We start from the raw sequence: 7,863 nt of genomic DNA on the forward strand, positions 1-7,863 counted from the left end.
ATTATTTAAAGAATTATTTTTCAAAAAATTTCAATTTTCCGCGTTTATTGATTGCACAAATTTTCAAAATATTTTATAGTAAGAAGTAACAGAACTCATTCATTTGTTAATTTTTTTTGACAAAAAAATGAATGAGTATTCATTCAAAGTTTGAAGGGGGAGACAATGTTGAAGCAATTGATAAAAAAAGCAGCTGTCTTGGGATCCGGAGTCATGGGGTCGGGAATTGCTGCCCACCTAGCAAATATCGGCATTCCAACACTATTATTGGATATCGTGCCACGTGAACTTACCAAAGAAGAAGAGGCAAAAGGACTGACATTAGCAGATAAACAGGTGCGCAATCGTATCAGCACTGCATCCATCCAAAAATTATTGAAACAAAAGCCGGCGCCATTGGCTGTTAAAAAGAATTTAGCACTGATTGAAGCAGGGAACCTAGAAGATGATTTAGTAAAACTAAAAGATGTCGACTGGGTAATTGAAGTCGTTGTTGAAAACTTAGCCGTCAAGAAGCAGGTTTTTGAAAAAGTTGACCAATACCGTAAACTAGGCAGCATTATCAGCTCGAACACATCCGGAATCTCAGTGGAAGCAATGGTTGAGGGTCGTTCCGATGATTTTAAAAAGCACTTTCTTGGAACGCACTTCTTTAATCCGCCGCGCTATTTAAAATTGCTCGAAGTGATTCCAACTCAATATACGGCACCAGAAGTTCTCTCTTTTATAAAAACTTTTGGTGAGGATGTCTTAGGTAAAGGCGTCGTTCAAGCGAAGGATACTCCAAACTTTATTGCGAACCGAATTGGGACGTATGGCCTGCTTGTTACCGTTCAAGAAATGTTAAAAGGCGGCTACAGTGTTGGCGAAATTGATTCCATCACGGGACCATTAGTAGGCCGTCCAAAAAGTGCTACCTTCAGAACGCTTGATGTCGTTGGATTAGATACATTCGCGCATGTGGCTAACAACGTTTATGAACAAGTAGCAGGGAAAGAGAAGGAAGTCTTCGAAGTACCGGCATTTATGAAAGCCATGCTTGAAAAAGGCTGGCTTGGAAGCAAATCCGGACAAGGCTTCTTTTTGAAAAAAGGCAAAGAAATTCTTGAATTAGATCCCAATACATTAGAATATGGCCCGCGGAAAAAGCTGACGACGACTGCAACCGAAATGAGCAAGCAGGAAAAAGGTACCGCCAATAAATTGAAAGCGCTTGTTTATACGAATGATCGTGCCGGACAATTTTTATGGAATACCTTAAATCCATCGCTTGTCTATTCAGCACAATTGTTAGGCGGGATTGCTGATGATATCTTAGCTATCGACCGTGCGATGAAATGGGGCTTTGGCTGGGAAATGGGTCCTTTTGAAACATGGGATGCGATTGGCGTCGAGAAATCCGTTCAAAAGATTAAAGAAGCCGGCGGCGAAGTTCCTGCTTGGGTGACGGAAATGCTTGAGAAGGGCTTTACCTCTTTCTATAAGGAAGAAAACGGCGAGCTCTACTTCTATGACCACGGTGAATATAAATTGGTTGAATTTAATCCAAAGGTGATTGATCTTAAAAAAGTAAAGAAGCAAAAAGGTGTAATTAAAAAAAACAGCGGTGCGAGTTTAATTGATATAGGTGATGGCGTTGCTCTCTTAGAATTCCATTCACCAAGCAATGCGATTGGGCTTGATATTGTGCAAATGATTAATTTTGCAGTCGATGAAGTCGAGAAAAACTATAAAGGCCTTGTCATCGGCAACCAAGGAAAGAACTTCTGCGTCGGTGCGAACCTGGCGATGATGCTGATGGAAGTGCAGGATGACAATATTTACGAGCTTGACATGATTGTTCGTCACCTTCACAGTGCATTATTGAAAGTGAAATACAGCTCGAAGCCGGTTGTCGCCGCACCATTTGGAATGACACTCGGCGGCGGAGCAGAGGTTTGTTTACCGGCGGCTCACATTCAGGCATCTGCCGAAACGTATATGGGTCTAGTCGAAGTCGGTGTCGGCTTACTTCCAGGAGGCGGCGGAAACAAAGAGCTTTACATGAAGCATTTAGAAAACCTTCCAAACGGTGTCCCGTTTGATCTGCAAAATGTTGCTAATAAAGTGTTTGAAACGATTGCGACCGCAAAAGTTTCTACGTCGGGTGAAGAAGCGCGTGAGAACAATTTCTTAGATAGCGGGGATGGAATCAGTGTAAATGGCGATCACCAGCTCTATGATGCGAAGCAGGTTGTCCTTGCTTTACACCAACAAGGATATAAGGCAAAGGTGCGCAAGAAGGTACCAGTCGTTGGTGAAACCGGCTACGCGACCCTGTTACTTGGTGCGGAAGCGATGCGTTTATCCGGCTATATTTCCGAGCATGACCTGAAAATTGCCAAGAAGATTGCCTATGTGATTGCCGGGGGCAAAGTGCCATTCGGAACAGAAGTGGATGAACAGTATTTATTGGATTTGGAAAGGGAAGCTTTCCTAAGCCTAATTGCTGAGCCGAAATCGCAACAGCGCATGCAGCATATGCTTGTTAAGGGGAAACCGTTAAGAAACTAATTGCATGGGGTCAGACCCCTTAACAAAAATAGATTCGTATTTTTTAAACTTGAAAGAAAGCGAGGGAACTTGCATGAGAGAAGCGGTAATCGTAGCCGGAGCCCGGACCCCGGTTGGTAAAGCGAAGAAAGGTACGCTTGCCCATGTTCGCCCTGATGATTTGGGAGCATTGGTGGTAAGGGAAACATTAAAGCGTGCAGGAAATTACGAAGGTACTATTGATGATTTAATTATGGGCTGCGCGATGCCTGAAGCGGAGCAGGGAAATAATATGGCCCGCAACATCGGGGCCTTGGCAGGACTTCCCTATACGGTCCCGGCCATCACCGTCAATCGTTTTTGTTCGTCAGGTCTGCAGGCGATTGCCTATGCAGCGCAAGGTATCATGCTTGGTCACACAGACACGGCGATTGCCGGTGGAGCAGAATCAATGAGCTTGATTCCAATGATGGGGCATGTCGTTCGTCCCAATATTAAACTAGCCGAAACAGCCCCGCAATATTATATGGGCATGGGTCATACCGCGGAAGAAGTAGCGAAAAAGTACGGCATTTCCCGCGAAGATCAAGACGCCTTTGCGGTAAGAAGTCACCAACGTGCATTCAAAGCGATTGCCGAAGGGAAATTCGTCGATGAAATTGTTCCAGTCGATGTAACCATCCGTACAGTCGGAAGCGACAATAAACTCATTGAAAAAACAATTCAATTTTCACAAGACGAAGGAGTTCGTCCCGATACAAATCTGCAAACATTAGGAAAGCTGCGCCCAGCCTTTTCTGTAACTGGTTCGGTAACGGCCGGAAATGCCTCACAAACAAGTGATGGGGCGGCTGCCTTGTTGGTCATGGACCGTGAAAAGGCTGAAGCACTTGGCCTTAAGCCGTTAGCTAAATTTAGATCGTTTGCTGTTGGCGGCGTTCCCCCGGAAATCATGGGTGTCGGCCCAGTTGTTGCGATTCCGAAAGCAGTTAAACTTGCTGGCTTAGAATTATCCGATATTAACTTATTCGAATTGAATGAAGCGTTTGCTTCACAATCACTGCAAGTCATTCGTGAATTAGGGCTTAATGATGAAATCGTTAACGTAAATGGCGGTGCGATTGCCCTAGGACACCCGCTTGGTTGTACTGGTGCCAAGCTGACTTTGTCGCTTATTCATGAATTAAAACGCAGGAACGAGCAATTTGGTGTCGTTACCATGTGTATCGGCGGCGGTATGGGTGCGGCCGGAGTATTTGAATTACTTTAGTTAAATAACGAGGGGGCAGGCAGAAAGTTATGTCCCCTAGCAAGAATAGAAGATTAGGAGGAAATTGCATGACAAACCAAACGAAAAAGACCATTAAAGGCGGAAGCTTTTTAGTTGAAGATATTTCTTACGATCGTGTGTTAACACCTGAGGATTTTTCAGAAGAGCATTTAATGATTGCTAAAACGGCAGAAGATTTTGTTGAAAAAGAAGTCCTTCCACAGCTCGAGTATTTAGAAAAGCATGAATTTGAACGTACGGTAAAGCTGTTAAAGCATGCCGGGGAACTGGGTCTTTTAGCAGCTGATGTCCCTGAAGAGTACGATGGTCTCGGCTTAGATAAAATTACTTCATCACTACTTACGGAAAAAATGGCAAAAGCCGGCGGATTCTCCCTTTCACACGGGGCACATGTTGGAATCGGCTCCCTGCCAATCGTTTTATTCGGAAATGAAGAGCAAAAGAAAAAGTATTTACCGGCACTGGCATCAGGTCAAAAGCTTGCTGCTTACGCCTTAACTGAGCCGGGCTCAGGTTCAGATGCCCTTGGCGCCAGAACAACGGCAAAATTAAATGCGGAAGGTACTCACTATATCCTCAATGGCGAAAAGCAGTGGATCACAAATGCCGGCTTTGCAGATGTCTTTGTGGTTTATGCAAAAGTTGATGGCGAGCATTTCACAGCGTTCATTGTTGAAAGAGAATTCTCTGGCGTATCTACGGGTGCAGAAGAGAAGAAAATGGGGATTAAGAGTTCTTCCACTCGTACACTTATTTTAGAAGACGTTCCTGTTCCTGTCGAAAATCTATTAGGTGATTTCGGCCGCGGCCATGTTATTGCCTTTAACATCTTAAACATCGGACGTTATAAATTAGCAGTCGGCGGCGTTGGCGGTGCCAAATCGGCCTTTGAAATGACGGTTAAATATGCCAATGGACGCCAACAATTCAAAACGCCAATTTCACAATTCAATTTAACGAAAGAAAAGTTTGGTACCATGGCATCCAAAATTTATGCTGCCGAAAGCTCTGTCTACCGTACGGTTGGATTGTATGAGGATAACCAAGGCAAGCTTTCTTCTGAAGATGCAAAAGATATTAAAAAGGTTGCTGAATCGATTGCTGAATATGCGATTGAGTGCTCCGTCAATAAATTCTTTGCCAGTGAAGTATTGGATTATGTTGTTGATGAAGGCGTGCAAATTCACGGCGGTTATGGATTTATGCAGGAATATCCAATTGAAAGAGCTTACCGTGATTCCCGTATTAACCGAATCTTTGAAGGAACAAACGAAATCAATCGCCTTCTTGTTCCAGGAACATTCTTGAAAAAGGCGTTTAAAGGTGAGCTTCCATTGTTCCAAAAAGCAATGGCCCTTCAAGAAGAACTAATGATGTTAATGCCGGAAGATCCTGGCGATGAGCCGCTTGCCCAAGAAAAATATCTTGTTAAAAACGCGAAGAAAATCGGCTTATTAGCGGCTGGTTTAGCTGCGCAAAAATTCGGCAAAGCGCTTGAAAAAGAGCAAGAAATCCTTGCTAATATTGCCGATATCGCTTCCAACGTATATGCAATGGAATCCGTTGTTCTACGCACAGAAAAAGCGATTGCAAAAGATGGCCAAGAAAAGAATAATCAAAAGCTTCTATATACGCAAATCTTCTGTCAAGAAGCCTTTAATAAAATAGAGGCAGATGCAAAAGAAACATTAGTGGCTGTTGAAGTGGGCGACACTCTTCGTATGATGTTGTCATCACTTCGCAAATTTACCCGTCACTCACCAATCAACGTGATTGCGAAAAAACGGGAAGCTGCCGACGTAGTGATTGAAGCTGAACGTTATATTGTTTAATAAAACTTAGCCTGGGTTCCCTTCTACTGTGAAGGGGCCCTTCTTTTTAGCGAATAGGAAAGTATAAACTTTCTTCGGCAGTTTATACTTTCCTATTTCGAATAAGTTCAACTACGCCTCTTTCTTCGCCAATCGGCGATTTTTCTTTATAAAAATAATTACTGTGATATGGAAGGATTTTCACGAAATTCGTCGAATCTTTCACAGTATAGATATTTTTACGTTAGGATTTTGAAAAACGTTATGTTAAAATTTAAATTGTAAGTCATTGATTTTTTTGGTAAAAGGCGGTGAAATGAATGTCTCTGACTTTTTACTGGTATCCGAAATGTGGCACATGTCGAAACGCAAAGAAATGGCTGGATGCACAACATCTTTCTTATAATGAAATACATATTGTAGATCACCCTCCAACTCGGGAGGAATTGCAGGGATTTTATCAAAAAAGTGGACTAGAGTTAAAGAAATTCTTTAATACCAGCGGTTTGAAATATCGCGAATTAGGGATAAAGGATACGATAAAGTCTGCAACAGATGATGAACTGCTAGATTTACTTGCATCTGATGGTATGTTAATCAAACGGCCGATTTTAACGAATGGAGAACGTGTCACAGTTGGTTTTAAAGAAGAAGAGTTTGAGAAAATGTGGCTGTAACCTGCTCTTCAATATTTACTCATAGAAATCGATTTATTTCGATGATAAATTTTTAGAAAAAAAATGGAGGTTTTTGCTAATGAGTACACCAAAAGAATTACGTTATTCTGAAGAACACGAATGGGTAAAAGTTGAAGGGGAAAGAGTGCGCGTTGGGATTACTGACTTTGCACAGCATGAATTAGGGGATATCGTTTTTGTTGAGCTCCCAGAAGTGGGCGATGAAATTTCCGCTGACGAACCATTTGGCAGTGTGGAATCTGTTAAAACAGTTTCTGAGCTATATGCCCCAGTAAGCGGTAAAGTGGTAGAAGTGAACGAAGATTTAAGCGACAGCCCCGAATTTGTTAACGAATCACCATATGAAAAAGCGTGGATGGTTGTGATTGAACTTTCGGATAGCAGCGAAGTAGACAAGCTAATGACTGCTGAACAGTATGAAGAAATGACTAAAGAAGACTAATTAATCCGGAAAAGGCACCTAATGGGTGCTTTTTCTCTTAAATTACCACTTCTTCTTCGACTATTTTAGGGGAGTCTATAATAAAACGATGAGGGAAGTAGCTGCAGTCTATAAACAAATCCCTATTTTTACAATGACAATAATGATATGGTTAACATACTAAGAAGAAGGCACACGTAATCAATATTTTAGAATATGTTAACATAAACAACTTCTAATACAGGTGATGGATATGAATGATTCGTATGTTGACAAAGTTCTTATTGTCGAAGGAAAGTCGGATAAAATAAAAGTGAAGAAAATTGTAAAGGAACCGGTTGAGATTATTTGTACAAACGGAACCATTAGTTTTACAAAATTAGATGAATTGATTGAATTTCTCGAAGACAAGGATGTCTATATTCTTGTTGATGCTGATAAAGCCGGTGAAAAGCTGCGCAAGCGGTTTAAACGGGAGTTTCCAGATGCTGAGCATTTATATATTGATCGGATGTATCGCGAGGTAGCGACCGCACCAGTGCACCATCTGGCGACCGTTCTCCTCGGGGCAAATATTGATGTTCATTCTGAGTATTTAGAAATGGGTTAATGAGTATATGAACAAATGGAATCGAAATGATGTAGAAACATTCCTCGATGAACAGGAAAGCGGCCTGATATATTTTTATACGCCTCTATGCGGCACCTGCCAAGTTGCATCAAGGATGCTGCAGGTTATTGAGGAACTGGTAGATATTAAGATGGGGAAAATGAACCTGAACTTTTATCCTGATCTTGCTGGAAAATTTGCTATAGAAAGTGTTCCCTGTCTATTATTTGTACAAGAAGGCATGGTAAAAGAAACGCTATATGCTTTTCATTCAGTTCCCTTTTTACTTGAGAAAATCAAATACTATTTAGCTTAAGCAGATGCGGAGAGCATCTGCTTTTTGTAAGGAATTTTGTGGCTTCATCGTACGATTACTAAGTGGAGGGCCTAAGAGTGCCCGTCAAGGTCAAAAAAAGCCCCGCTTGGGCATTGTGAAAAGCCCAGAGTGCCCGTCGATGCCAAAAAAAGCCGCACCCGGGCACTGTGGAGAATCCAGAGTG

At 42.1% G+C, this 7,863-nt stretch carries 7 protein-coding genes; all 7 read left to right on the forward strand.

Annotated elements, in window-relative coordinates:
* Nucleotides 1–165 precede the first annotated feature (165 nt).
* The 7 genes from BSO02S_RS09225 to BSO02S_RS09255 all read left to right on the forward strand — a co-directional run bounded on the left by BSO02S_RS09225 (nucleotide 166) and on the right by BSO02S_RS09255 (nucleotide 7,679).
* A complete protein-coding gene (locus BSO02S_RS09225; protein WP_066065751.1) occupies nucleotides 166–2,553 on the forward strand; it encodes a 3-hydroxyacyl-CoA dehydrogenase/enoyl-CoA hydratase family protein in 2,388 nt (795 codons plus the stop codon).
* 73 nt (nucleotides 2,554–2,626) lie between these two features.
* Nucleotides 2,627–3,802, forward strand: a complete 1,176-nt coding sequence (locus BSO02S_RS09230; RefSeq protein ID WP_066065795.1) for an acetyl-CoA C-acetyltransferase — start codon at nucleotides 2,627–2,629, stop codon at nucleotides 3,800–3,802.
* Between the two features lie 68 nt (nucleotides 3,803–3,870).
* Complete coding sequence (locus tag BSO02S_RS09235; protein ID WP_066065754.1) at nucleotides 3,871–5,655, forward strand: acyl-CoA dehydrogenase FadE; 1,785 nt, start codon at nucleotides 3,871–3,873, stop codon at nucleotides 5,653–5,655.
* Between the two features lie 299 nt (nucleotides 5,656–5,954).
* Nucleotides 5,955–6,311, forward strand: a complete 357-nt coding sequence (locus tag BSO02S_RS09240; protein WP_066065757.1) for an arsenate reductase family protein — start codon at nucleotides 5,955–5,957, stop codon at nucleotides 6,309–6,311.
* A 79-nt stretch (nucleotides 6,312–6,390) separates the two neighbouring features.
* Nucleotides 6,391–6,774 (forward strand): glycine cleavage system protein GcvH, encoded by a 384-nt coding sequence (gene gcvH / locus BSO02S_RS09245; protein ID WP_066065759.1) that lies wholly within the window; start codon nucleotides 6,391–6,393, stop codon nucleotides 6,772–6,774.
* Between the two features lie 232 nt (nucleotides 6,775–7,006).
* Nucleotides 7,007–7,363, forward strand: coding sequence for a toprim domain-containing protein (locus BSO02S_RS09250; RefSeq protein ID WP_066065762.1), 357 nt, complete (start codon nucleotides 7,007–7,009; stop codon nucleotides 7,361–7,363).
* A 7-nt stretch (nucleotides 7,364–7,370) separates the two neighbouring features.
* The gene (locus tag BSO02S_RS09255; protein ID WP_066065764.1) at nucleotides 7,371–7,679 is read left to right on the forward strand and encodes a thioredoxin family protein; all 309 of its coding nucleotides are present in this window, start codon (nucleotides 7,371–7,373) and stop codon (nucleotides 7,677–7,679) included.
* The last annotated feature ends 184 nt before the right edge of the window (nucleotides 7,680–7,863 follow it).

The organism is Neobacillus soli NBRC 102451 (assembly GCF_001591665.1).
Classification (GTDB): Bacteria; Bacillota; Bacilli; order Bacillales; family Cytobacillaceae; genus Neobacillus; species Neobacillus soli.

Bases quoted from the DNA above. Each gene is read 5' to 3' on its own strand.
- BSO02S_RS09230 (WP_066065795.1), top strand. From the start codon at position 2,627: ATGAGAGAAGCGGTAATCGTAGCCGGAGCCCGGACCCCGGTTGGTAAA.
- gcvH (WP_066065759.1), top strand. From the start codon at position 6,391: ATGAGTACACCAAAAGAATTACGTTATTCTGAAGAACACGAATGGGTA.
- BSO02S_RS09250 (WP_066065762.1), top strand. From the start codon at position 7,007: ATGAATGATTCGTATGTTGACAAAGTTCTTATTGTCGAAGGAAAGTCG.
- BSO02S_RS09225 (WP_066065751.1), top strand. From the start codon at position 166: ATGTTGAAGCAATTGATAAAAAAAGCAGCTGTCTTGGGATCCGGAGTC.
- BSO02S_RS09235 (WP_066065754.1), top strand. From the start codon at position 3,871: ATGACAAACCAAACGAAAAAGACCATTAAAGGCGGAAGCTTTTTAGTT.
- BSO02S_RS09255 (WP_066065764.1), top strand. From the start codon at position 7,371: ATGAACAAATGGAATCGAAATGATGTAGAAACATTCCTCGATGAACAG.
- BSO02S_RS09240 (WP_066065757.1), top strand. From the start codon at position 5,955: ATGTCTCTGACTTTTTACTGGTATCCGAAATGTGGCACATGTCGAAAC.